A 24,798-nucleotide genomic window follows, 5' to 3' on the forward strand; every position below is an offset into this window, starting at 1 on the left:
CTGATCCGTGATGTGCAGGATCGGATCCCCACCCGCACCGGTCGCGCCCACCATGAGGAGCCGATGATCAGGGTCCGTGCGGAAGATCTTCACCCTGTTCTCAGACTAGCGTCGCCCACCCACGAATCCAGGGGAATCCCGACGCGCGGACGCCCGATCTTCGGGCGCCCGCTCGGCCCCGCGCCCGTCAGCCGACCGGCAGACCCGACCCCTCCCGAGCCGCCTGCTCGCGGACGGCGCGCGCGGCCTCGACCAGGTGCCGGAGGCTCTCGGTGGTCTCCTCGTAGCCGCGGGTCTTGAGCCCGCAGTCGGGGTTCGCCCACAGGCGCCCCTCCCCCACGCGGTCGAGGGCCGCCGCGAGCTGGGAGCGGATCTCCTCGGCGGCGGGAACGCGGGGTGAGTGGATGTCCCAGACGCCCGGGCCGATGCCTCGGGAGAACCGCTCGGGATCGAGAGCCTCGAGGATCTCGCCGCGCGACCGGGCGGCCTCGATGCTGGTGACGTCTGCCCCCAGGGCGTCGATCGCGTCCACGACCTCGTTGAACTCGGAATAGCACAGGTGGGTGTGGATCTGGGTGGCGTCGGCCGCGCCGGAGGTGGCGAGCCGGAAGGAGTCGACGGACCAGCGCAGGTAGTCGTCCTGATCGGAGGCCCGCAGCGGCAGCAGCTCGCGCAGCGCGGGCTCGTCGACCTGGACGATGCCGATGCCGGCCGTTTCGAGGTCCGCGATCTCGTCGCGCAGCGCGAGGGCGACCTGGTCGGCGGTCTCGCCGAGGCTCTGGTCGTCGCGCACGAACGACCAGGCGAGGATGGTCACCGGACCCGTGAGCATGCCCTTGACCGGCTTGTCGGTGAGCGACTGCGCGTACGCCGACCAGCCCACGGTGATCGGTACGGGACGCGAGACGTCGCCGAAGAGGATCGACGGGCGCGTGCAGCGGGAGCCGTAGGACTGCACCCACCCGTGCGCGGTGGTCGCGAAGCCGTCGAGGTGCTCGGCGAAGTACTGGACCATGTCGTTGCGCTCGGGCTCGCCGTGCACCAGGACGTCCAGGCCCAGCTCCTCCTGCAGCGCGACGACCCGGCGGATCTCCTCGCGCATCGCCTGCTCGTAGGCGGTGGCGTCGATGCGCCCGGCGCGGTGGTCGGCGCGCGCCCTGCGCACGCTAGCGACCTGCGGGAAGGAGCCGATGGTGGTGGTCGGGAGCACGGGCAGGCCGAGCCTGGACTGCTGGGCGGCGCCGCGCACCTCGAAGGCCGAGCGCTCGAGGTCCGCCGCCGTCAGGCCCGCGGCACGCTCGCGCACCTCGCTGCGGCGCACCCCCGCGAAGTCGCGGGGCACGGAGCGGGGCCCGTCGACGGAGCCGGGGGTGATGGACGAGCCCGCGAGGGCCACGATCTCGGCGATCTTCTCGTCGGCGAAGGCGAGGGTCGCGCGCAGCTCGGCGGGCAGATGGGTCTCGCGTTCGAGGGTGTGCGGGACGTGCTGGAGGGACACCGAGGTCGAGACGACGACGCCGCTGGGATCCCCGGCGGCCTCGGCCACGCGCTCGCGCAGCAGGGCGAGGCGCGCGGCGGCCGTGGGGAGCTCGGTGCGCCACACGGAGCGGCCCTCGACGAGACCGGCGACGATCCGGGTGCGGCCGATGCCCGCGAGCTGCGCGGCGCTCGGGATCTCGCCGCGCGTGAGATCGAGGTGGACGGCCTCGACGCCGGTGGCGAGCACGGCGGGCAGCAGGTCGCCGATGCCGCCGTAGGGGGTGGTGACGAGGATCTGCGGACGGTCCTCGGCAGATGCGAGGCGGCCCTCGGCGCGCTCGAGCAGCGCGGCGAGCCCCTGCGGGTCGACGCGCTGGTCGGCGGCGAGCGCGGGCTCGTCGAGCTGCACCCAGGTCGCGCCCGCCTCGTGGAGGCGGGCCAGCAGCTCGGCGTAGACGGAGACCACGTCGTCCAGGCGGTCCAGCGGGTCGAAGTCCGCCGGCGCGCCGTCCTGCGCCTTGGCGAGCAGGAGCAGGGTCAGGGGGCCGACGAGGACCGGGCGGGCCGCGGCACCGGCACCGGCACCGGCACCGGCACCGGCACCGGCCTCGAGGCTCTCGCGGAACAGGTCGATGACCTGGGTGGATGCGATGTGCAGGTCGGTGTCGGGGCCGATCTCCGGGACCAGGTAGTGGTAGTTCGTGTCGAACCACTTGGTCATCTCGAGCGGAGGCTGCTCGGCAGTGCCGCGGGCCAGGGCGAAGTACCCGTCGAGGTCGATCGTCCCGTCGGCCCCGAGGACGTCGGCGAAGCGGTCCGGGACGATGCCCACGGCGAGCGCGGCGTCGAGCACCTGGTCGTAGAGCGAGAACGTCTCGGGGATCGCGGCGGGACCGGTGAGGCCGAGCTCGGCGAGTCGGGAGCGGGTCGCGTCCCGCAGCGCGCGGATGCGCTGCGCGAACTCGGCGCGGTCGATGCGGCCGGACCAGTAGGCCTCCTCGGCCTTCTTGAGCTCGCGGTCGGGGCCGATGCGCGGGTAGCCGACGGGCGTCGCGGCGGGCAGCGCGGTGTGGGCGGCGTCCGGGGCGTGGGCGGTGTCCGGGGCGTGGGCGGCGTCCGGGGTGCGGGGAGCGGTCGTCATCGGGCATCTCCTGTGGTCGGGTCGGACCAGCGGTCCAGGTCGAGGGATTCGAGCACGTCGAGCGACTCGGCGTGGCGGTTGAAGGTGAACAGGTGCAGTCCGGGGGCGCCGGCGTCCAGGACGCGGGTGATCAGGTCGACCGTCCAGCGCACGCCGATGCGTCGCTGCTCGGACTCGTCGCGCGCGGTCTCCAGGGCATGCATGAGATCGCGCGGGAGCGGCACGCCGGAGAGCTCGCCCAGGCGCTCGAGTCGCCGCGGATTCGTGGCGGGCACGAAGCCGGGGATCACGGGCATCCGCAGGCCCGCGTCGCGGGCCTTCCCGATCAGCGCGCAGTACTCGGCGGGATCGAAGAAGACCTGCGTGATCGCGAAGTCCGCGCCCGCGCGCTCCTTGGACAGCAGCACCTCCAGATCGTGCTGGGAGGTGGGCGACTCGGGGTGGCGGTGCGGGTAGGCGGCCACGCCCACGCTCACGCGCCCGCCGGCCAGGGCCGCCGTGCGCTCGCGCTCGACCTCGCGGATGAGGTCCACGAGCGGACGGGCGAAGGGGATCTCGTCGCCCTCGAGGTCGTGCCCCTCCTCCTGGTCGCCGCGCAGGGCGAGGATCCCGCGCACGCCGCGGTCCAGGAGGGCCTGGACGACGGTGCGCAGCTCGGCCCGGCGCGAGCCGATCGAGGTCACGTGCACGAGGGGCCGCAGGTCGGTCTCGTGCAGCACGTGGTCGGTGAGCTCGAGGACGCGAGCGAGGTTCCGCTGTCCGGTGCGGCTGGTGACGGAGACGTAGTCGGGCGCGGTGGTCTCGAGCTGGGCGATGGTGTCTCGGAGGCGCTCGAAGGTGGTGTCGGTGCGCGCCGGGAACAGCTCGTAGCTGAGCGCGGGCCGCCGGCGGGAGGCCACCGTGCGCTCGAGCTCGGGCAGGGTCGTGGGCGCTGTCATGCCCGGGAAGCTACGGGAGCGGGTCGCGCCGACTGAAGGATGGTGACCGTGTGTGAACCCGGTCATATGAAGGGGCTGGTCAGTGGGCCGTGCGAACCCCGCGGGGCTTGACGCCCGCATCGCCCGATCGCCGACGACGGACGGAGCTCAGGGGACGCAGGAGACGCACGGAACTCAGGGAGCGCGTCACCGCGCCGGCTGCATCTCGGTGCGACTCTCCGCTCGCGGTCGCCACGCGCCGGGGAACTCGTAGAGGAAGCGCGACCAGGGACGCAGCAGCACCGCGCCCACACCGGCGCCGACGGACAGCACGAACATCAGCAGATAGGGCAGCACGCCGCCGGCACCGAACCCCATCTGATGCCAGGCGAACATCGCCGGGAAGTGCACGAGGTAGATGACGATCGAGTTCCGGCCCATCCACTCCAGCGCGCGCACCGGCGCGATGCGCGGCACGCGCGGGGCCGCCCACAGCACCACGACGAGCCCGACCCCGGAACCGAGCGCCGCCAGGAGCCCGCCGTTCGCCTCGCCGCCCAGCCGGGCGACGTGCACCATCCACGGCACCGAGAAGACCGCTGCGATCAGCGCGATCCACCACGGAGCCCGGATCACGCGGTGCAGGTGCGGCTGCAGCGCTGCGCCGAGGAAGAAGAAGAACCCGTACCAGGGACGGTGCCAGACCATCCCCGGGAAGTCGTCCGGGGACCCGAGCATCCCGACGGGGAGGGAGACGACCAGGAGCGCCAGCGCCACGACGATCGGCGGGATCCGACGCGTGAGCAGTCCCAGAAGATAGAACATCACGAGCGCATCGAGGTACCAGGTGTGGGGCTGCTCGGCCAGCAGCCAGTACCTCGGATGCAGGGCGTTGTCGATGCCGAAGATGCCCAGCATGATCGCCGTCCAGAGCACGCACGGCCAGACGATCCGTCGCAGCTTCCCGCTGAGGAACACGGAGGTCGGCTTCTCGAGCGAGCGCGGGAGCAGGACCCCGGAGAGGAACAGCAGGGCGGGGATCCGGTACGCGGAGAGCGCGATGCAGATGTGGGAGATGACGGGATTCGTCTCGGGCACCATCGAGTGCCCTGCGGCGACGAGCACGACCGCGAACCCCCGGTACAGGTCCATCCATGTGACGCGTGCGGGCACGCGCGGCGCAGAACCGGACGTGGCGGACGAAACGGTCAATCTGCTCACGTCACAGGAAGCTATCAGACAGCCTCCCGCGCCCCGTCGAGCCGCGGTTCGCCCGCCCGACCGGGAGTGAGCGCGCTCGCAGATGGGTGGAAGTCGGGCATTCCCGTCAATATGGTGACAAGATGGGCTTGGTGACCGAACGGTAGACACCGTCGATCCCGGGAGCGCGGTGCCCCACCGTCCGTCACGGACAGGGCACCGCCGCGGAACGCCGCAGGGGCACGTGGGGAACGAACATGCAGGACATCGGGGGATGGAATGGTCGAGAACGCATCATCGCGCGCTGACACCGCGCCCCTGCACGTCCTCCATCTGATCCACACCACCGCCTTCGGCGGGGTCGAGTCCTCCGCGGAGAACCTCCGCCGGACCCTCGAGGCCCCATCGGCCGGCACCCGGCCGCGCTACCGGATCGCAGCCCTCGCCGCCGCGCCCGAGCGCCTGCAGGCGGTGCGCGCCCATGTCGTCGGCTCCGGGGTGAACAGTCCCCTCTCCGCTCTGCGGATGCTCCGGGAGGTCCGCGCCTCGCGGCCCGACGTCCTGGTCACCTCGCTGTGGCGGGCGGTCGCACTCGGTGCCGCTGCCCGCATGCTCCGGGTGTCGCGACGCACGCGCTGGGCCATCTGGGTGCATCTCCCCCGCTATACGAACCCGCTGGACCGACTGGTCCACACCTGGTGCCTCCCCCGCGCCGACGCCGTCATCTGCGACTCCGAGGCGACTGCCGCGCAGCTCGTGCGCCCCGCCCTCGCCAGGTCGGGGCGAGTGGTTCCGGTCCACATCGTGCAGCCTGCCGCGGTCGCCCTGAACGGCTCGTCGTCCTCGTCCGTCAGGGACGCCCCGCGACCCGACGAGCCGCTGCGCCTCGCCTTCTGGGGGCGCCTCGCACGGCAGAAGCGACTGGACCTGGTGGTCGGCCTCCTGGCGCGTCTGCGAGAGATCCGGGACGCGGGGGCGGAGCTCACCCTCATCGGGCCCGACGCCGGCGAGCGGGCCGCCCTCGACCAGCAGATCCGGGACGCCGGCCTCGGGGCCAGCGTGCACTTCCTCGACCCCATGGACCGCGAGCAGCTCTCCGAGGAGATCGCACGGACTCACGTGTTCGTCCAGCTCTCGGATTCCGAGGGCTTCGCGATGTCCGCGCACGAGGCCCTGGCCTCGGGGCTCGTCTGCGTGCTCACACCTGTCGGTCAGCTCGCCGCGGACACCTCCGACGGACAGGACTGCATCCAGCATCACGGCGATCTCGACACCACCGCCCGGCGACTCGTGGACCTCGCCGCGGCCCCCGAGAGCTTCCGGGCGATGGGCGAGAGGGCACGCACGGCCGGCGCGGCCGACGCCGTGAGCGAGTTCGTGGAGGCCTGCGAGGTCATCGCCGGCCGGGCCGACGGCGGCACGCCGGCCGAGGATCGGCCGTCGCACGACAGGGCGGTCCTCTGATGGAGAACGATCAGAGCACCGGGCTCGGGAACCAGATCACCGTCGTCGTCCTCGCCGGGGCGGCGCTGCTGGCGGCGCTCGTCGCCCGCTTCGTGCTGCCCGCACAGTTCCTGCTGGACGACGGCCACCTCCGCGACGCCATGGATCCGCAGCACGCGTACCTCTCGGACCCCTCGTTCCAGATGGTCGCGGCGCTGTACAGAGGGCTCGGTCTGGCCGACGCCCCCTCCCTCGCGGCCCTGCTCGGCGAAGCGCTGTTCCTCGTGGGCATGTTCGCGGCGATCGGATGGGGTCGCATCCGGCACATGGGCGTCATCTCGCTGGCCGCCGTCGCCGCGAGCGTGCTGCTGTCCGTCGCCTACTTGGGCCAGTACAGCAAGGAGCTGCTCACGCTGGTCGTCATGCTCCTGGTGCTCGCGGCCCCGCGGCGCTGGCAGGGCGAGATCGTGGTCGTGGGTGCGTGCCTCGCGTACGGCGCCGCCGTCCGTCCGTACTGGATCCTGGTCGCGGCGCTCTACGTGCTGTGGCGTCTGGCCTTCCGATACCTGAAGCGCCCGATCTGGCTGCTCGCGGTGCCCGTGCTCGTGTACGCCGCACTGCAGCCGGCGTTCCTCACGGTGCTGGGCGGCGGACTGCAGTCCCAGCGCACGGCGGTCAACGGCACCCGCGAGACCGCCGGGGACGTCGCCTCGCTGATCGTGAGCCCGCTGCCGGACGCGGCCGGGCCGATGGGGGTCGTCGCGGCGCTGGTGATGCTGATCCTGATGGTCGTCCCGGTGCCGCTGCTGCTCTCGCTGAGCCCTTACCACATGGTCAGCGCCGTGCTCATCCTGGGCATCTGGCTCACCGTGCTGCTGCCCGTCGTCCGGGGCGAGGTGCAGGGCCGGACGGGGCCGACGCAGCCCCGCGCGCGGGTCACCGCGAGCCGCTGCGCCGCCCTGCTGCTGGCATTCCTGCTGGTCCAGGCGCTGTTCGAACCGGACTTCGGCTCGTGTCTCAAGCATCTCTCACCGCTGCTCCCTCTGTTCCTGGCGATGCTGCCGTCCTCGATCGGTCGGGTGGGCGCGGGGGCCGAGCCCCACGCGCGGACACAGGCGGACGAGCAGCCCTCGCCACAGGCGCAGGCGCAGGCACGGGCGCAGGACGTGCCCACCGCCCTCACCCCGCACCCGACCCGTCGGCCGCAGGAGGCGGTCCTATGAGAATCCTCCACGTCACCCAGGCATCGTTCGCCGGCGTGCTGTCGTCCTCGACGGCGATCGCCCGCGCCCAGGCCGAGGTCCCGGGGGTCGAGGTCACCTACGCCTGGTCGCCCCGCACCGTCTCCCCGGCCCCTGACCAGATCCAGCAGATGGTGGGGCCGCGCGTCCGCGTGGTCCGGCTGAGCCGCTCGCCGCGCCTGGGAGTCCCCGCGCTCGGCGCCCGGCTCCCCGGACTGATCGCGCGCGGGGACTTCGACGTCGTGCACCTGCATTCGTCGTTCGCGGGGATGCTCGGTCGCATCGCGGCCCTGATCGCAGGCCGACGCTCCACCGTGGTCTACAGCCCGCACAGCTTCGCCTTCGACCGGCCCGACACCTCGCGCGCACGGCGCATCGCCTACCGGTCCCTCGAACGGCTCGGCGCACGGATCTCGTCCGCGATCATCGCCTGCTCCCCCTCGGAGCAGGCCGTGGCACGCAGCGCGATCCCCGATGCGCGCACGGCGATCCTCACCAATGCCGTGGATGCGCGGTCGCTCGCGCAGGAGCGCCGCGCAGCGCAGGAGGAGCGCACCCCCGGCGTCCAGGACGGGACTCACGAGGGCGCGCCCGACGCGCCCAGGCTGCGGGTCGCCCACATCGGCCGGATCGCCTCGCAGAAGCGCCCCGACCTGTTCGGCCGGATCGCCGAGCGCTTCGTCGGCGGCGCGGCCCGCGCGGCCGAGGCCCCCGCGGGGGCCGAGGGGGCGGACGCGCCGCGCTTCACCTGGCTCGGCGAAGGCGATCGCTCGCTGCTCCCTCCGTCGGTCGAGGTCACCGGATGGCTCACGCCGGCGCAGCTGCACCGCGAGCTCGCCCGCACCGACATCGTCCTCTTCACGAGCGCGGCCGAGGGCATGCCGGTCTCCCTGCTCGAGGCGCAGGCCATGGGGATCCCGATCGTCGGCAGCCGGGTGACCGGCATCGCCGACCTCGTGGACGACGGGCGCACCGGCCTCCTCTTCACCACGGAGGACGAGGGCCATGAGGCCCTGCGACACCTGCTGGGCTCCCCCGAGCAGCGCCGCGCCCTGGGCCGGACCGCGGCCCGAGAGGTCGCGGCCGACTTCGACCTGGACGGCCTCGCCGAGCGCTCGTTCACCGCGTACACGTCGCTGGGGCTGCCCGTGACGACGACGAAAGGAATCCGATGAGCACCGAACGACTCCGGCAGCTGCTCGCCACCTCGTGGTGGAAGCTCCTCGCGGGACTCCTGATCGGCGCCCTCCTGGCCGTGCCGGTCCTCGCGATCGCACCGAAGGAGTACACCTCGACCGCGCGGGTCCTGGTGCAGTCCACCCCGTCGGACGAAGCACGCGCCGCTGACCAGCAGACCTACATCGACTCGATGCTGCCCACCTTCATCGCCCTGGCGGAGTCGGACTCGAGCCTCGGGGCGATCGCGAAGGCCTCCGGCGACGGCGTCGACGAGCAGGACGTCCGCGACGGCCTCACCTACGAGGCCGACTCCGACTCCGCGGTCATCACCATCACCGGCACCGGAGACACCCCGAAGACCGCGAGCACGCTCACCGAGGCCGCCGCGGAGACCTTCGTCGACCAGACTCCCGACGCCTCCGGCGCGAAGGACACCACGGTCCAGATCCTCGAGCAGGCGTCCGCCGCGAAGCTTCCCAGCAGCCCCGATCCGCTGGTCGTCGGCCCCGCCCTGATGATCCTCGGCCTGCTCGCCGCCTTCCTCCTGGCGCTTCTCAGCCCCGGTCGCCGACGCCCGCCCCGCAGCGCGCGCGAGCTCGCCTATCTGGCCGACGCCCCCGTTCTCGGAACGCTCGCACCGCGCGGGGCGCGACTGCATCGCGACGCCTCCCGCCGAGGGCTGCCCACGACGGCCGCAGGGATCGGCGGCCGTGTCCGCCGCCTCGGTGATCCCATGATCGCCCTGGTCGGCGTCGGGTCGATCGACGAGCGGGCCTTCTCCGCACTGCAGCGGTCCGCGTCCGCGGCAGAGCCCGACGCGCAGATCCGGACCGGTGCCCGGTCCGGCGCCGAGGCGGAGACCGTGATCCGCCGCCTCGAGCTGACCGACGAGCTCTCCGAGCTTCCCGCCGGGGCGGGAGCGGTGCTCGTGGTCAGCGCCGCCTGCTCGGTGCGCACGCTGCAGCACGCCGCTCGCTTCGCGCGCGGTCACGGCGTCCGCGTGCGCGGTGTCGTGGTCGCGTCGGCGGAGGCCGCCCGCGATCTCTCACGGCACCGGGGCGTCCCGGCGCAGGAGCTCGGACGGATCGACGAGCGCCTCACCGCGGCGGATCCCGCGGATCCCGCGGATCCCGAGGACCATCCGGCGCGTGCGGACGCTCCGGTGCGCGTGTCCACATCAGAGAACTCATGAGGGGGAAACCATGAACACGGAAACCGACCAGAGCAGAGCGGAGCGTCCAGGGCTCCAGAGGAACGCGCCACAGGTCGCGGTCGCCGTCCTCGGGACGTCCGACGCAGTCCTCGCGATCGTCTCCTGGGCCTTCGTCCTGCTGATCTCCTCGCGTCTGGCGCCGCTGGAGACGCTTCTGCTCGGCGCGGTCGCAGTCATCGTCCAGTTCGCGGCAGGCCTGGTCACAGGCCTGTACCTGCGGCGGGTCGCGATCGGGTCCGCGGCCGAGTTCCGCCTGCTGGTCGCGACCAGCCTGGTGCCGCTCGTCGCCGTCCTGATCGTCGGTCTCGCCACCGCGGGCACGGGCGCGCTCGTCGAGATCCTGCTGGCGTGGGCACTGACCGTCGTCCTCGCCGGCACGTCGCGGTTCCTGCTGCGCGTGTGGCTCGACCGGGGCAGCCGTCCTCTCTCGGGCACGCCCGTGGTCGTCGTCGGCGCGTCGCTCGTCGGCACTACGCTGGTCGAGCAGATGCTGCGCGACAAGGACGGCGCGTACCTGCCCGTCGCCTTCGTGGACGACGACACCGCGCGTCGGCGCTTCAGCTTCCGCGGGGTGAGGGTCAGGGGGACCACCTCCCAGCTCGCCGAGGTGATCAGCGAGACCGGCGCCGAGGGCGCCGTGGTCGCGATCGGCCGGGCCGACGCCGATCTCTATGCGGACATCGCCGAGCAGCTCGCGGGGACGGACCACTGGGTCCGCACCGTGCCGTCGGCTCGTGAGATGCTGGGCGTGAAGCCCGGGGTCGGCTCGATCCGAGACATCGACGTCGCGGACCTCATCGGCCGGCCGACGAGCTTCCCGGACCTCACGCTCGCCCGCTCGATGATCACCGGACACCGCGTGCTCGTCACCGGCGCCGGCGGGTCCATCGGCTCCGAGCTGTGCCGACAGATCCACGCGATGGACCCGGCCTCGCTGATCATGCTCGATCGCGACGAGTCCGCACTCCATGCGCTCTCGATGAGCCTCAGCGGCTCCGCCCTCCTGGACACCCCGGACTTCGTGCTCGCGGACATCCGGGACCCCGAGGCGCTCGACGAGGTCTTCGCCCGTCACCGCCCCGAGATCGTGTTCCACGCGGCCGCCCTCAAGCACCTGCCGATGCTCGAGAGCTACCCCGAGGAGGCGTGGAAGACCAACGTCCACGGCACCCAGAACGTGATCGCCGCCGCCCGCAGCCACGGCGTCCAGCGCTTCGTGAACGTGTCCACGGACAAGGCCGCCGACCCGACGAGCGTGCTGGGCGCCTCCAAGCGCGTGGCCGAGGGCCTCACCGCGAGCGCCGCCGCCACGACCGACGCCGTGTTCGCCTCCGTCCGCTTCGGGAACGTCATCGGTTCCCGCGGCTCGGCGATCCCGGCCTTCGCCGAGCAGATCCGCCACGGCGGTCCGGTCACGGTGACCGACGAGGACGTCACCCGCTACTTCATGACGATCCCCGAGGCCTGCGCGCTCGTGCTGTTCGCATGCGCCGTGGGCAACCGCGGCGAGATCCTGGTGCTCGACATGGGCAGCCCCGTGCGGATCGTCGACATCGCCCGCCGGATGATGGCGCTGATGGACACCACCTGCCCCATCCGCTACACGGGCCTGCGCCACGGCGAGAAGCTGCACGAGGTCCTGTTCACCCCGGACGAGAAGGACGTGGTGGGTCGCCACGATCGTGTGTTCCACGTCCTCGGCCATCCCATCGATCCCGTGACGCTGCCGCAGCCCGAGTCGGATCTCGACAGCATCGTCACCTTCGGCCGCTCCGTCCTGGACGGCGCGGACACCTTCCGCGGCAGCGCCGCGCTCCACCCCGTCGAGGAGGTCTCCAGCCGATGAGTCCCAGGATCCCCCTGTCCGTCCCCACTGTCGGCGCGCGCGAGCGCGACGCTCTCATCGCCGCCGTCGAGTCCGGATGGATCGCCCCCGCCGGCCCGCAGCTCGACGCCTTCGAGGCGCGCGCCGCGCAGCTCGCGGGGCGCGACCGGGCCGTCGCGGTCTCCTCCGGGACCGCCGCCCTCCACCTGGCCCTGCTCGTCGCGGGCGTGCGTCCCGGCGACGTGGTCGTGTGCCCGACGCTGACGTTCATCGCCTCGGCGTCCTCGATCGTCCTCGCGCAGGCCACGCCGATGTTCGTGGACTCCGACGAGACGGGCAGCATCGACCCGGCCCTGGTGGACCGCGCCCTCGGCGAGATCGGGGACTCCGGCCGCAGGGTCGGCGCGGTGCTGGCCGTCGACCTCTACGGCAAGGTCGCCGACCACGACCGCCTGCAGTCGATCGCGGACGCCCACGGGGTGCCCCTCGTCGTCGACGCCGCCGAGTCCCTCGGGGCGACCGACGCCCAGGGCCGCCGCGCGGGCTCGGCCGGTCTCGTCTCGGCGTTCTCCTTCAACGGCAACAAGATCGCCACCGCGTCCTCGGGCGGCGCCGTGCTCACCGACGATCCGGCGCTGGCCGATCGTGCACGCCATCTCGCCACGCAGGCGCGCGAACCCGTGCTCCACTACGAGCACCGCGAGATCGGGTTCAACTACCGGCTCTCCAACATCCTCGCGGCACTCGGTCTCGCACAGCTCGAGCAGCTCGACGACTTCATCGCCGCCCGCCGCTCCCACCGGGCCCAGTACCGGGCCCTGGCCGAGGAGCTGCCCGGGCTGGAGATCCTGGGCGGCGCGGACCGCGGCGACAACTGCTGGATGAGCTCCGTGCTCATCGACCCCGAGGTCGCGGGCACGGACGCGAAGGCCGTGCAGGCCCTGCTCGCCGAGGACGGCATCGAATCGCGCCCCGTCTTCGCCCCGATGCACGGCCAGCCCGTGTTCGCGGATGCGGAGCGCTACCCCCGCCTGCTGAACGGCGTTGCCGACCGGCTCTACCGCACGGGCCTGAGCCTGCCGAGCTCGCCGGCGTCGTCCCCCGAGGACATCAGCGAGGTGTGCGAACGGATCCGCGTCATCCTCCGCACCGCCGCACCTCGGGCCTCGGCGGCCCGGCCCGTCGCCTCCGGTGACCGCCTATGACCCAGGACCACGACGAGCAGCAGCCCCGCCGGGCCCCTGACGGCCCGACGGGCGCTGGTCCGGCGGGTGCCGGTCCGGCGGGCGAGGATCCCGCCGACCACGTGCCGCCGCCGGTGGACACCACACGGCGGGTCGCCTCCGACGCCCTCGCCGTCGGTCTCGGGTACCTCGCGTCCTTCGCGTACCCGCTGGTCTCGCTCCCCCTGCTCGCGCGCGTCTTCGGCGTCGAGGACCTGGGTCGCTTCATGTTCGCCCTCGCGGTGCTGCAGCTCGTGGTCCAGTTCACCGACTTCGGCTTCGGGATGAGCGCGCTTCGGAGGATCGCGATCGCCCGGACCCGCGCAGAACGGTCGCGGGTCGCCTTCGCGACGCTCGCCGCGACCGCGGGGCTGTGGCTCGTCGCGAGCGCCGTGCTCATGCTCGTGGTCCTGATCGTGCCGGGCCTGCACGACCAGTGGCCGATCTACCTGATCGGTCTGCTCCTCATCGGAGTGGGCGCGATGTATCCCAAGTGGCTGCTGCAGGGCACCGGTCGGGTGAAGGCGTTCGCCCTGCTCACCGCGGTCTCGCGCCTGGTCGCCCTCGTCCTGCTGGTGTTCACCGTGAACTCGGCCGACGACGACTGGCTGGCGATGACGTGGCAGCAGTTCCCCCTCGCCCTCAGCGCCGTCTCCAGCTGGGTGATCATCCTGTGGTGGTGGAAGGACGTGCACGTGGTGCGCCCCCGCGCGAGCGAGACCCTCGAGGCGCTGCGGGACTCCACCCCGATGTTCTTCTCCAACGTCGCGAGCATCATCATGGGCTCGGCGAACTCCGTCGTGCTCGGCGTCGTCTCCAGCCCGACGGCCGTCGCCTACTTCAGCGCCGCCGAGCGCTTCGGGAACGCGGCGCGCGGGGTGATGCGCGGCGTCGTCGACGCGATGCTCCCCCGCATGACCCGAGGGCACTCGGAGGGCCCCGGGACCAGTTCCCTCCAGCGCATGATCCTCATCGGCATCATGAGCGCGTACGTCGTCGCCGGGCTGTGCCTGGTGATCTTCGCGCCGATGGTGGTGCCCTGGTACCTGGGAGCCGACATGGCGCCTGCGGCCGGTGTCACGCAGCTGGTCGGCATCGCCCTCGCGATCGGCGGTGTGGAGACGGCCCTGATGCTCAAGGCGACCGCCGAGCACCGCTTCCGCCTCGTCGCCCGCTTCGCCCTCATCGGCGCCTGCGAGCACCTGGTGCTGCTGTTCGTCACCGGCAGCCTGTGGGGCGCGCACGGCATCGGCTGCGCGATGATCGTGACCGAGACCCTGATGGGTGTGCTCTATACGCGCGACGCCCTGCGTCGGCGCCGGGAGAGGCGCGAGGCGCGGGACGCCGCGCCGTCGGAGCAGGCCGACGTGGCCCAGGTGGATCCCTCGCACACCTGACGTGCCGCGCTAGTTCCCGAGCCCAGGTCCCGGAGCTCGGTGGCCAGACCCCAGGTCCAAGGGCACAGGGCGCAGGGTGCAGGGCGCAGGACTCAGGCGGGCCCGCAGCTCCAGGGCAGCGGATGGTTCTCGAGCCAGCGGTGGGCGGGCTTGGCCGTGCCGTCGGCGCGGGTGATCCCGAACGTGGCCTCGGCATCCGTGGTCGCCGCCCGGTCCCGGTACTGGTAGAACACGGCATAGCTGAGGTCCAGCCCCCGCAGCAGCCGCACGTACTGCTCGTAGTACTGCTGCTGGGCCCGCTCCTTCCGTGCGGATCCCTGCGTGGGGTCGCCGATCTCGCCGATCGCCACGGGCTTGCCGTAGCGGCGCCGCAGCGCGGCGATGCGCGCGGGGAAGCGGGGCATCTCGGTGTCGTCCACGGCGTGGTCGAAGTAGATGTCGACGGTGACGAGATCGAGCGACGAGGCGATCACGTCCAGTGCGCGCTCCCACCGCGCCTGCACCCGGTCGCCGGAGGGCCATCCGCTGAGATTGGTAGTGACCTGCACGTGCGGGGACATGGCGTGGAAGGTCTTCGAGGCGGCCGCGAGCAGCTCGGCGAGCTCCCCGTAGTAGGAGTCCCGATCGGAGTCCGCGATCTCCGTGTGGAAGCGGTAGTGGGAGCCGTCGGCCTCGTTGAAGATCTGGACGACCGCGACCTCGTCGGCGAACTCCTCGGCGACGAGCTGCCACCACTGCTCGGTCTTCCTCTTCCAGTCGGCCGCGGACGCGGACTCGTCGGGGTAGCTCACGATGAGCATCATCCATACGTCCATGCCGAGCTCCCGGGCGCGCGCGAACACGCGGTGGATCGCGCTGACCCTGTCGGGTGCGAGCGAGGCGCTCTGCGCGCTGGTCCCCCAGCTGCGCAGCACCTGGGTGTCGCCGATCCCGCAGCGCACGACCCTGGCGCCGAGTGCTGCCATCTCCTCGAGCTGCGCGAGGGCGTCGTCGAGCGCGGAGGCGTCGTGGACCTCCGCGCCGGTGAAGCCGAACCGCAGGGAGCCGCCGCACGCGGGCTGCGAGGGAGGGCCCGGCCGGACGCCCGGGATCGCGCTGGCAGCGATCACGGCTCCGGCGAGCAGGCTGCGCCGCGCGATCCGGGCGCCGTCAGTTCGCCACGCGCTCGTCGTCGACCCCTGCCTCGTCGGCCCCGACCTCGGGAACTGCCGGCATGGAGTCCAGCAGCCGCGGCTCGGGCAGCTCGGGAGCCGGCGGCAGCATGGCCACCGCGTGCGCTGCGAGCGTGATGACCACGCGCACCGCTCGCCGCAGCCCGCCGCCGCGCGCGGCGGTCACGATGTGCGGGACGAACAGGAGCGCCTCGCGGGCGACATAGCCCCGCCCCTGCTTGTCCGGGTAGGCCTCGGGGTGGCGGCGCCACACCTCGACCTCGGCGATGCAGCTGGACCAGATCTTGCGCAGGAAGCCCCAGGAGGACTCCATGAGCCGGTAGTCGATCCCGAACTCCGGCACCAGCACGTCCCTCACGCCCGCCTTCCACATCCGGGAGGCGAACTCGATGTCGGCGACGCCGTAGCGCACGCAGGAGACGTCGAACCCGCCGAGCCGGTCGAGGGTCTCCCGACGGATGCCGAGGTTCCCGCAGGCGGCCGTCCGCTCGGCGATCGCGTGGCGCAGGACGGGCGGGTTCGAATCCCGGGCGGTGCGCATGACGTGGAGGGGGCCCTGGACGACTTCGTGCGTGTCGAGTTCGTCGAATGCCGCGCGCAGCCAGGTGGGGAAGACGCGGTCGTCCGCGTCGCAGAACGCGATCTTCTCGGCCCGGGCCGCGAGGATCCCGGCGTTGCGCGCGAAGTTGACGCCGCGCTCGGCGCTCGCATCCAGGATGCGCAGGGGCGCGGGGAACGATCCGCGGCGGGACATCGCCAGGGCCCGGGTGCCGTCCGTCGAGCCGTTGTCGGAGATGATGAGCTCCCAGGGCTCGGCGAAGTCCTGGGCGGCGAGCGCGTCCAGCTGCTCCGAGAGGAAGGGCTCGCCGTTGAAGACCGGGATGATGACGCTGATGCGCGGGGCTGGTTCGGCGGACACGGGTCCCTCAGTTCTTCGCGAGCGCGTTCTGATGATGGGAGCGTCGAGGCGGCGGCGCACGCCTGGCCTCGACCACGTATGCGGCCGGAACCCACTCCCAAAACGTACATTTCGGATCATACAGGCCCACTCTCCGGCGCAGGCAACCGATGTGCGCTCACTCTCGGATGGCCGACGGCGTCCGGGGCTCGCGGCGCACGCCACTCCCCGTGACGCCCGCGACGGCGGCTGCTGCGCCGTCCGCAGCGCCCCGCGCCCGTGCGCGGCGAGCTTCGCTTCCCCTCCGGTAAGTCCGTTTCGTGGCGTACGCTCGGATCGTCGGCGCGCATCGAGAGTCGGGGGCGCTGCCGCACCGGGAGGTGGCACATGCACTTGCCCTCCCGCGCCGGCCGGCTCCCCACGGACGCCGGATACCAGCACGGGGTGCTGCGGGCGCACGAGGACCTGCCCGCGGCGACCTCGCCCGAGAACGAGCGCAGCATGGTCCGCGGCCCTGTGCTCGAGTCCTGGCGGCGATCCCTGGACCTGCTCCCCCGCGATGCGTCGGCGCCCGTGCGCGCGGGCGTCTCCGGCGCCGAGCTCGCCGAGGTCCGTCGTCGGCACGTGTTCAGCGCCGTCCTCCCCATGCTCCACGAGCGGCTGATCGAACCCGCCGTCGAGGCCGGGCTGCTGGTCGCGCTCGGCGACGAGCAGGGACGGCTGCTGTGGCTCGAGGGCCCTTCGCCGCAGCGCACCCTCGCCGAGGACGTCGGCTTCGTGGTGGGCGCGGACTGGTCCGAGGACGCCATGGGCACGAACGCCCCGGCGCTCGCCCTGGCCAGCGGCAGCGCGATCCAGGTGGCCGGCGCGGAGCACTACGTCGAGGTGATCCAGGGCTGGAGCTGCAGCGCGGTGCCACTGCTGGACCCCGCGAGCGGCGAGGTCCTCGGAGTCATCGACGTGACCGGGGACGAACGCGCCGTCGGCCCGCTCGTGCTGCCCCTGCTGCGGGCCGCCGCCCGCGCCGCCCAGGCGGAGCTCCCCCACCGCGGGGACGAGGCGGCGGATCCCGCCCCGATGCTGCGCTTCCAGCGGACCGTGGCGGACCCGCGCACCGGCGACCTCGAGCTGCTGCTCACCGGCCGGCGCACCTCACTGATCCGGCGCGGACGGGTCACGGCGTGCCTCTCCGGCCGCCACGCGGAGTTGCTGACCCTGCTGCATCTGCATCCCGACGGGCTGGGCGCCGGCGAGCTCGCGGAGTCCCTGTACGGGTCGGTCGATGCGGTGGGCACGGTGCGCGCCGAGGTGCTGCGCCTGCGCCGCGTCCTCCAGGGGTTCGCGGGCGATGCGCTGTCACTCGACTCGCGCCCCTACCACCTGCAGGGAGAGCTCGACAGCGACCTGCTGCGCACGCGCGCCGCGGTGGACGGCGGGGACGTCGACGAGGTCCTCGCGCACTACGAGGGCCGCCTGCTGCCCGCCAGCGAGGCGCCGGAGATCCGACGGCTGCGCGAGCGGACGTCGGCCGTGGTGCGGGCGCTCATGCTCGAGAACGCCGACCACGAGCAGCTGTGGCGGTACGCCCAGCTCCCCGAGAACGAGAGCGACCTCGAGGTGCTGATGGCCGTGCTCACCCTGGCCCCGCCCGATGCCCCCGAGCGCGCCGCCGCGGCCGCCCGTGCGGAGGCTCTCGAGGCGGAGGAGCAGGAGGAGCGGACGCGCGCGGACGTCCGCTGAGCACCCGGGAGCCGACGGACGGCCCTCCAGCACGGACCCGTGACCAGCAGGAGCAACGGAATGTTGCTCTGCGTCACCGTGGCGATCACGCGCGTGCAACCTTCGTGCAACGTCCCGCCGCGTAGCTTTCGAGCAACCGACGACGGTCGGCAGGCGCGCTGCCCCCGTAGCGCCCCAGCCAAGCCCCCGCCTCCGCTGGACCCCCACCTGCGGCCGTCGTCGGAACCCCACGCATTCCCGGTCAGGCGTCGGTCCCGGTGACCCTCTCGCGCTTGCGGTCGACGACGCTGACGCCGAGCGCCGCCATCGCCATCAGCATGATCACCGTGAGGGTGATGATGAAGGCCTCCACCCAGGGCGTGCCGTTCTCCGTGAGGGAGAACAGGATGCCGGGGATGAGTGCCGTGCCGACGGCCGCACCGATCCTCTGGCCCAGCGACAGGATGCCGCCGGCGACGCCGCCGTAGCGCGGGTCCACCGCGTTCAGGGTGAGGGTCTGGTTCGGGGAGATCGTCATGCCCTGGCTGATGCCCACCAGCGTGAGCGGCACCGCGAGGGTCCAGAACGGCAGGACGCCGCTCTCGACGACGCCGGCCATGACCGCGACCAGGGCGAGGCCGACGAGGACGACGACGAAGCCAGCGATCACGAGTCGCCTGCCCAGGCGCAGCACATAGCGACCGCCGAGCTGCGAGGAGATCATCGCCGCGACCGAGGACGGCAGGCCGATGATGGAGGCCTCGAAGGGTGTACGGTCCAGATGCATCTGCAGGAACAGCGGCAGCACGATCCAGATGCTCGTGGAGCCCAGGAAGTAGACGGTGACGATGATGATGCCGTTGCGGAAGGGCGGGCTCCGGAAGATGTCGGGGTCCACCATCGGCGGGCGTCCCCCGCGCCGGTAGCGGTTCTCCCAGGTCACCCAGCCGAAGACGAGCAGCAGCCCGAGCGGCAGCAGCAGCCACACGAGCGCGGACACCGAGCGCTCGAGGAACGGCAGCATGATCATGAGGATCGCGAGGCCGAGCAGGATCGTGCCGACGGGGTCGAGGTCCGGCTTGGTGTCCTTGGTGCGCAGCTTGTCGTTGGGGATCCACAGCAGGCCCAGCACGATCGCGAGGATGCCGATCGGGACGTTGGAGAAGAAGATCCAGCGCCAGCCCATGTCCTCGCCGAGGACCTGGATGAGCAGGCCGCCGATGACGGGGCCGACGGCGGTCGCGACGGCGACCGTGGTGCCGAACATCGCGAAGGCCTTCGCGCGGGCCTGGCCGCGGAAGTTCACCTGGATCAGGCCGATGGACTGCGGGTTCAGCAGTCCCGAGCCGAGGCCCTGCAGGATCCGCGAGACGTTCAGGACTCCCACGTTCGGCGAGAGCCCGGCCATCAGGGACCCCAGGGTGAACAGGCCGACGCCGAGGAGCAGGATGCGCCTCTTGCCGGTCGCATCGCCCACGCGCCCGGCAGGGACGAGCAGCACGGCGAAGGCGAGGGCGTACCCGGAGAGCACCCACTGCAGGCCCTCGGAGTCGGCCTTCAGGGAGTGGCCGATGGGCGTGAGCGCGACGTTGATGACCGAGACCGCGACCAGCGCCATGAACAGGGGGAGCAGGAGCACGAACAGCACCCGGCGAGGGTGCGCGGGCGCCTGGGCGGTCGGGGCAGGACGGGTGCTGGGGTCGGGAGCGCTCACCCGATCAAGGATACGGAGGGTGTCGAGGGGTGGGATGGCGTGTGCAGGCGCTCCTGTGCGGGGCATCTCGCGAACAGCGGCGGCTCGAGTACCCTGGTTCGGTGCCGATCCTGCTGCTCACCGCCCAGCTGCTGATCAGTCTGACGCTGCTGATCAGCGGTGCCGCGAAGCTCGGGGACAGGCGCGGAACACAGGACGCGATGGTGTCCCTGCGCCTGCCCCTTCCACGCGCCCACGCCACTGCGGCGCTGCTTCTGCCCGGTGCGGAGATCGCGCTCGCGCTCGGGATCTGGCTGCCAGTTCCTCTCGTGCCCCTCGCATTCTCCGTGCTCATCGTCGTGCTGCTCGTCCTCTACTGGGCGATCATCGCCAGGGCCCTCGGATTCGAAGAGTCCGTGTCCTGCTCATGCTTCGGAACCCTGGGCTCGCCGACGGTCTCCCGGACCACCCTCGTGCGCAACACGCTGCTGCTGGCGCTGGGGGCTCTCACGGTGATCGGCACCGCCCGCTCTCTCCCCGCACACGCGGTCGCGGACGCGTCCGGGCTCCTGGTGCAGCTTGTCCTCGCGGTGCTCCTCACGGGGACCCTCACTCTGCTCACCCTCGGAGGCACCTCGCGCCGGAGTGAGACCGGACCGGGCACGGCCACCGTCGGCGATCGCCCCTCCGCGCACGAGCGGTCGGACGCCGTGGGTCCGCGAACGGGTTCTGCGGACGATGCGGATCTCGACTACGAGCGCACGCCGACGCCGTTCGGCATGCTGCAGAGGAGCGGCGAGGAGCTCGTCTCCCTCGCGTCACTGACCGCCGAGCGCGCGGCGCTGCTGATCTGGGTGCGTCCCGGCTGCGGTCCGTGCGAGAGGGTGCTGAACGCGGTCGGGCCCTGGCGCGCGGCACTCGAGGAGACCGTGAGCGTGCGCACGCTCGTCCGTGCGGATCCGGCGAGCCTCGCCCCGTCCGTGCGAGAGCGCGCCGGCGACAGCCTTGCCAGGGACATCGAGGGCAACCTTGCGATCTCACTCCGGGCTGACTCCTCCCCTGCCGCCGTCCTGCTGGGGGCCGACGGACTGCTGGCAGGCGGCCCCGTCGCCGGCGCGGAGGGCGTGACTGCGTTCGTCGAGGAGATCATCGAGCAGATCGGGCAGGCGAGGGAGAGAGGGGAGCTCGTCTCGCCATCGGCCTGAACCCGGCAAATGCCGGATCCGGAAGCGGAGCGATCAGGGAACGCACGCTTGCACAATGCGGCCGGAGCCTCGAACGTAGACCTCCCCCTCGGAGGCGGGGACGAAGACAGCCTGCCCGGAGCGCACCGCGATGCTGCTGGTCGCCGACTCGAGGAGAAGAGTCCCTTCGAGGCCGAGCACGATCCTCGGACCATTGCCCAGCATCGGCCACGCCCCCGAGTGGGTCGCCCCGTGAAGAGTGGTGAAGGAGACTTCGAAGTCATCAACAGGGGCGTAGTAAGACTCGGTGATCTCACTGCGTCGCTCGGGCGCTATCCGAACCGGCGGCGCAGCGACGACGCTCACGCACTGCAGCAGTTCGTCGACATCCACGCGCTTCTCGGTCAGGCCGGCACGGAGCACATTGTCACTCGCTGCAGTGACTTCGATCCCGAACCCGCTGAGGTACGCGTGGAGTGTACCCGTGGGGATGAAGAGAGCCTCGCCCGGCTGCAGTGACACAGGGTTGAGCAGGAGTGCAGCGACGACGCCCGCATCGCCTGGATGGTGCTCCGCCAGCTCGACAACGATGCGATCGATGCGAGGCGACGGGGATGCACCGCGTCGCTCACGATCACGGCAAGCTCCGACGACCTGTTGCACGAGCGATGGTCCGGGGCGGAGCGAAGGCGAGAGGAGTACGCGCAGGGCCGCATGCATGCCGCGTGCATCGGGGTTCTCCACCAGGAGCAGATGCAGGCGATCGGAGAGATCCGTGCCAAGACCTTCGAGGATCTCGGTGGCTCGGCGAGGTGCCCGGAATCCGCACAGCGCCGTGAACGGCTCCAGTGCGACGAGGAGCTCCGGTTTGTGCTTCGGGTCCCGATAGCTGCGCCGGGAGGACTCCAAGGGGAGGCCTGCGGCGTTCTCCGCGGCGAAGGACTCCTCAGCGCGGTCCTGATTCGGATGTACCTGTAGTGAGAGTGGCCGCTCAGGCGCGATCGCCTTGAGGAGGAACGGGAGCTCACCACCGAAGCTGCGAGCGACACCGCCTCCAAGTTGCATGGGGGGATCGGAAGCCACGAGATCCATCAATGTCTGGCCATCGTCCAGGAGAGAAGGCGCCAGCGGATGACTTCCGAACCACGCCTCGGCCCACGGCCTGCCGTCCGACGGCTGACCGAGGAAACGAGGCAACTGTGTGTAAGACCCCCACGCATAATGCTGGATCCGGCCGTCAATCGAACGCATCATGCGGCGATGCACTCTGTGACGCGGTACTTGGAGGTCGTCATGCGACACCCTCGACGCGGTTCTCGACCTCCCGGGCGATGCGCGCGGCGGGCTCCTCCTCGGGCATGGCGGGCGCCGGGGTGGGCGTGCCGTGGCGGCGCATCCCGTAGCGGTGCCAGAACTCGTGGACCCAGCCGGGCGCTCCCGGCGCGTGCACCCACGCCTCTCCACCGCGGGCGGCGACCTCGAGGACCTCCGCGGCGAGGATCGAGACCACCGGTGCGCGCAGGGTCAGCGGATCCGTGCCCGCGGGCAGCACCTCGATGCCCCGTCGCTCCCAGAGCCGGTGCTGGGTGCGGGCGAGCCTCCCGGTCTCCCCCGCCTCGGGCAGGTAGCGGGCGACGCCGTCGCGGCAGAACGAGGAGGCCGCGCGGGCGGCGAGACGGCTCGGCAGCTCGATGCGCGAGAGCTGTCCCAGCACGACGGGCGAGGGCACGGACGTCGGATCGGCCTGGTCGTCGACCCCCTCGTCCGACGCGTCGGCGCCCGCGTCGGCCCGTGTCCCCGCGCCGTCGTCGCTGCGCGTCTCGGCGTCGTCCTCGCCGCCTCCGCCGCCGCCTCCGCGGCCCTTCCCGGTGCCCTCGGCCGTCGGGTCGTCCTCCCCGCTGTGGTGCCCCAGCTGCCAGAGCCGCTGGGAGCCGACCGCCAGCAGGGTGAGGTCCTCGCGTCCGGAGCGCCAGAAGTCGGCGTCGTCGGCGGACCAGGAGAGCACGGTCGCCTCCGCCGGCAGCGGCGCGGCGTACGGGGTCAGCACATCGGTCTGGACCACGAAGGACTGCAGGCCGCGGCGCTCGGCGACCGAGTGCAGGGCGGCGCCCGTCGGCCCGCCCTGACCGGCGGTGACGACCGCGGCGGCATCGGAGGGGACGGCGTCGCGCGCGGACTCGAACGCCCGCCGGCGCCAGTCGTGCCCGCCGAGCTCAGGGGCGATCAGGCCGCGCGGGGCGATCACGTCGACGCCCACGCGCAGGTACGGGAGGAAGGCGAGCAGGGCGGCGCGGCTGCGCGGGGAGGCGTCCTCGAGACCGATGACCACCCGTGCCGAGGTCTCGCCCTCGCGCGAGTGCAGCACCCACCGGGGCTCCTCCCAGTGGTCGTCGCGACCACGCGTGCCGCGCAGCGTGCGGACCGCATCCGCGACCGAGCCGCGGTGCCGCGGAAGTCCTCCGCGGGAGCGAGCCCAGTCCCGCCACAGTTCGATGCTCTCGGGGTGGACGAGACCGGCCATCATTCCTCCGCGATCCGACATGGGGACGACGGGCCGGTGCTCCCCGGCCGCACGTCCACACTGTCGCACACGCACCACCGCCCGGTCGTCGCGACGCGACGACCGGGCGGAATGCATGTGACCGGCGGGAATCGGGCCGGGCCCCGGAAGGCCCCGCCCGCGGCGGATCAGTTGCCGTTGAGGTGGATCTGCAGGGCCCGGACGGTCGAGTAGGAGGTGCGGAAGTCCCACACGCCGTTGTTCGAGTAGCCGATCTTCGCGCGCAGCTTGCGCGTGGTCTCCGAGCCGATCTTGCCGTCCTGCACCGCGCCGACCTTCTTCTGGAGGGCCTTGATGTCGCTCGTGGACAGGGAGCCGTCGGCCTTCACGCCGACCCACGACTGCAGGCTCGCGGTGGTCTTCGGTCCGAACTTGCCGTCGACCACGAGCCTGCCGCTCGAGGACGAGCCGGTCGAGCCGGACTTCGAGGAGCCGGAGGTCGAGCTCGAGGACTTCGAGGAGCTCGAGCTGCTCGACGGCGTCGCGCTCGAGGAGGCGCCGCCGTTGGCCTTGGTCAGGCCCGCGCGGGCGCTGCACACGGGCCAGGCGCCGGGGCCCTGGTCCTGCAGCGTGCGCTGGGCGATCGCGATCTGCTCGGCCTTGGTGGCCTTGTCCGCGGTCGACGCGTATGTGCCGCCGCCGTAGGCGATCCAGGTCGAACGGGTGAACTGCAGGCCGCCGTAGAAGCCGTTGCCGTTGTTGATCGACCAGTTGCCGCTCGACTCGCACTGGGCGACGTCGTCCCAGACGGCGGGGGTGCTGGCCTCGGCGACGCCCGCGCCGGCCATGCCCAGCCCGGCGGCGATCACGGCGCCGCCGGTCGCGGCGGCGAGCTTCGGGGCGACGCGCGTCCCGCGGAAGTAGACGGCTGCGCCCTCGGCGCGATGGGTGGGGGTGCGGCGGGCTTCGGACATGACGTGCTCCTGGGGGATGCGGGAAGCGGGGGAAGGGCGGGGAGGACGAGGAGGAACACCGGTACGCGAACGCGTGACCTGCGGTCCCGTCGTGGGATACCCCTTACCGTGCACCGGCCCCGTCACCGCGAGAAGGCCTCGTGACCACATCCGGCCGCTCGTTTTGCCGAACTTTTACCTCCCAGGCACGGCATGTCGGGTCGACAGCGCGCACGGCGACGCGTACCGGGCGGCCCTGGCCGGGTCCGGACCCGCCGCACACGGCCGGCTCGGACGCGGAGGCCGCGTCTGCACGGACGTCGTCCGGAGCGACCGTGACCAGGTTCTATGACAGAAATGGCGGTCATCCGTCATAGAACCTGGTCACGATCCCCGCCGGCCGATGATGGGCGGCGGGCGG

At 72.2% G+C, this 24,798-nt stretch carries 18 protein-coding genes; 9 read left to right on the top strand and 9 right to left on the bottom strand.

What is annotated here, in order from left to right; translation table 11 throughout:
* Window positions 1-187: 187 nt before the first annotated feature.
* The 3 genes from metE to M4486_RS12470 form a co-directional block, all read right to left on the bottom strand.
* Window positions 188-2,620 (bottom strand): 5-methyltetrahydropteroyltriglutamate--homocysteine S-methyltransferase, encoded by a 2,433-nt coding sequence (gene metE, locus M4486_RS12460; protein WP_249477530.1) that lies wholly within the window; start codon window positions 2,618-2,620, stop codon window positions 188-190.
* Window positions 2,617-3,558 (bottom strand): methylenetetrahydrofolate reductase, encoded by a 942-nt coding sequence (locus M4486_RS12465; RefSeq protein WP_249477531.1) that lies wholly within the window; start codon window positions 3,556-3,558, stop codon window positions 2,617-2,619. Before M4486_RS12465 ends, metE begins: the two co-directional genes overlap by 4 nt.
* A gap of 186 nt (window positions 3,559-3,744) precedes the next feature.
* Window positions 3,745-4,710, bottom strand: coding sequence for an acyltransferase family protein (locus tag M4486_RS12470; RefSeq protein WP_249477533.1), 966 nt, complete (start codon window positions 4,708-4,710; stop codon window positions 3,745-3,747).
* A gap of 306 nt (window positions 4,711-5,016) precedes the next feature.
* On the opposite strand from M4486_RS12470, the gene M4486_RS12475 reads away from it, so the two are divergent.
* Genes M4486_RS12475 through M4486_RS12505 form a run of 7 tightly spaced genes read left to right on the top strand, consistent with a single transcriptional unit; the run spans window position 5,017 to window position 14,258 of the window.
* Window positions 5,017-6,201, top strand: coding sequence for a glycosyltransferase family 4 protein (locus M4486_RS12475; protein WP_249477535.1), 1,185 nt, complete (start codon window positions 5,017-5,019; stop codon window positions 6,199-6,201).
* Window positions 6,201-7,403 (top strand): hypothetical protein, encoded by a 1,203-nt coding sequence (locus M4486_RS12480; RefSeq protein WP_249477537.1) that lies wholly within the window; start codon window positions 6,201-6,203, stop codon window positions 7,401-7,403. Before M4486_RS12475 ends, M4486_RS12480 begins: the two co-directional genes overlap by 1 nt.
* Window positions 7,400-8,596, top strand: a complete 1,197-nt coding sequence (locus M4486_RS12485; protein ID WP_249477538.1) for a glycosyltransferase — start codon at window positions 7,400-7,402, stop codon at window positions 8,594-8,596. Before M4486_RS12480 ends, M4486_RS12485 begins: the two co-directional genes overlap by 4 nt.
* The gene (locus M4486_RS12490; protein WP_249477540.1) at window positions 8,593-9,792 is read left to right on the top strand and encodes a Wzz/FepE/Etk N-terminal domain-containing protein; all 1,200 of its coding nucleotides are present in this window, start codon (window positions 8,593-8,595) and stop codon (window positions 9,790-9,792) included. The genes M4486_RS12485 and M4486_RS12490 overlap by 4 nt, the downstream gene beginning before the upstream one ends.
* 10 nt (window positions 9,793-9,802) lie before the next feature.
* Window positions 9,803-11,659, top strand: coding sequence for a polysaccharide biosynthesis protein (locus M4486_RS12495; protein ID WP_249477541.1), 1,857 nt, complete (start codon window positions 9,803-9,805; stop codon window positions 11,657-11,659).
* On the top strand, window positions 11,656-12,843 hold the full coding sequence (locus tag M4486_RS12500; protein WP_249477543.1) for an aminotransferase class I/II-fold pyridoxal phosphate-dependent enzyme: 1,188 nt from the start codon (window positions 11,656-11,658) through the stop codon (window positions 12,841-12,843). Before M4486_RS12495 ends, M4486_RS12500 begins: the two co-directional genes overlap by 4 nt.
* Entirely contained in the window at window positions 12,840-14,258 is a 1,419-nt protein-coding gene (locus tag M4486_RS12505; RefSeq protein WP_249477545.1) for a lipopolysaccharide biosynthesis protein, read from the top strand. The genes M4486_RS12500 and M4486_RS12505 overlap by 4 nt, the downstream gene beginning before the upstream one ends.
* A gap of 92 nt (window positions 14,259-14,350) precedes the next feature.
* On the opposite strand, the gene M4486_RS12510 is transcribed toward M4486_RS12505, so the two are convergent.
* Together M4486_RS12510 and M4486_RS12515 are read right to left on the bottom strand one after the other, a co-directional pair.
* Complete coding sequence (locus M4486_RS12510; protein WP_249477547.1) at window positions 14,351-15,367, bottom strand: glycosyl hydrolase; 1,017 nt, start codon at window positions 15,365-15,367, stop codon at window positions 14,351-14,353.
* Between the two features lie 40 nt (window positions 15,368-15,407).
* Window positions 15,408-16,349: a glycosyltransferase family 2 protein gene (locus tag M4486_RS12515; protein ID WP_249477549.1), complete on the bottom strand. Its 942-nt coding sequence runs from the start codon at window positions 16,347-16,349 to the stop codon at window positions 15,408-15,410.
* A 366-nt stretch (window positions 16,350-16,715) separates the two neighbouring features.
* On the opposite strand from M4486_RS12515, the gene M4486_RS12520 reads away from it, so the two are divergent.
* Entirely contained in the window at window positions 16,716-18,068 is a 1,353-nt protein-coding gene (locus M4486_RS12520) for a GAF domain-containing protein (RefSeq protein WP_249477551.1), read from the top strand.
* Between the two features lie 241 nt (window positions 18,069-18,309).
* Here the strand turns inward: M4486_RS12520 and M4486_RS12525 are convergent, their stop codons facing one another.
* Window positions 18,310-19,761, bottom strand: a complete 1,452-nt coding sequence (locus tag M4486_RS12525; protein ID WP_346731746.1) for an MFS transporter — start codon at window positions 19,759-19,761, stop codon at window positions 18,310-18,312.
* 101 nt (window positions 19,762-19,862) lie between these two features.
* On the opposite strand from M4486_RS12525, the gene M4486_RS12530 reads away from it, so the two are divergent.
* Entirely contained in the window at window positions 19,863-20,945 is a 1,083-nt protein-coding gene (locus tag M4486_RS12530; protein ID WP_249477553.1) for a MauE/DoxX family redox-associated membrane protein, read from the top strand.
* 33 nt (window positions 20,946-20,978) lie between these two features.
* On the opposite strand, the gene manA is transcribed toward M4486_RS12530, so the two are convergent.
* The 3 genes from manA to M4486_RS19825 form a co-directional block, all read right to left on the bottom strand.
* Window positions 20,979-22,175 carry a mannose-6-phosphate isomerase, class I gene (gene manA / locus M4486_RS12535; protein ID WP_249481132.1) on the bottom strand — a complete coding sequence of 399 codons (1,197 nt, stop codon included), beginning with the start codon at window positions 22,173-22,175 and terminating at the stop codon, window positions 20,979-20,981.
* 40 nt (window positions 22,176-22,215) lie between these two features.
* Window positions 22,216-23,466 carry a hypothetical protein gene (locus tag M4486_RS12540; protein ID WP_249477556.1) on the bottom strand — a complete coding sequence of 417 codons (1,251 nt, stop codon included), beginning with the start codon at window positions 23,464-23,466 and terminating at the stop codon, window positions 22,216-22,218.
* A gap of 146 nt (window positions 23,467-23,612) precedes the next feature.
* Window positions 23,613-24,398 (bottom strand): transglycosylase family protein, encoded by a 786-nt coding sequence (locus tag M4486_RS19825; protein ID WP_283257923.1) that lies wholly within the window; start codon window positions 24,396-24,398, stop codon window positions 23,613-23,615.
* Window positions 24,399-24,798 lie beyond the last annotated feature (400 nt).

Source organism: Brachybacterium kimchii, from assembly GCF_023373525.1.
Taxonomy (GTDB): Bacteria; Actinomycetota; Actinomycetes; order Actinomycetales; family Dermabacteraceae; genus Brachybacterium; species Brachybacterium kimchii.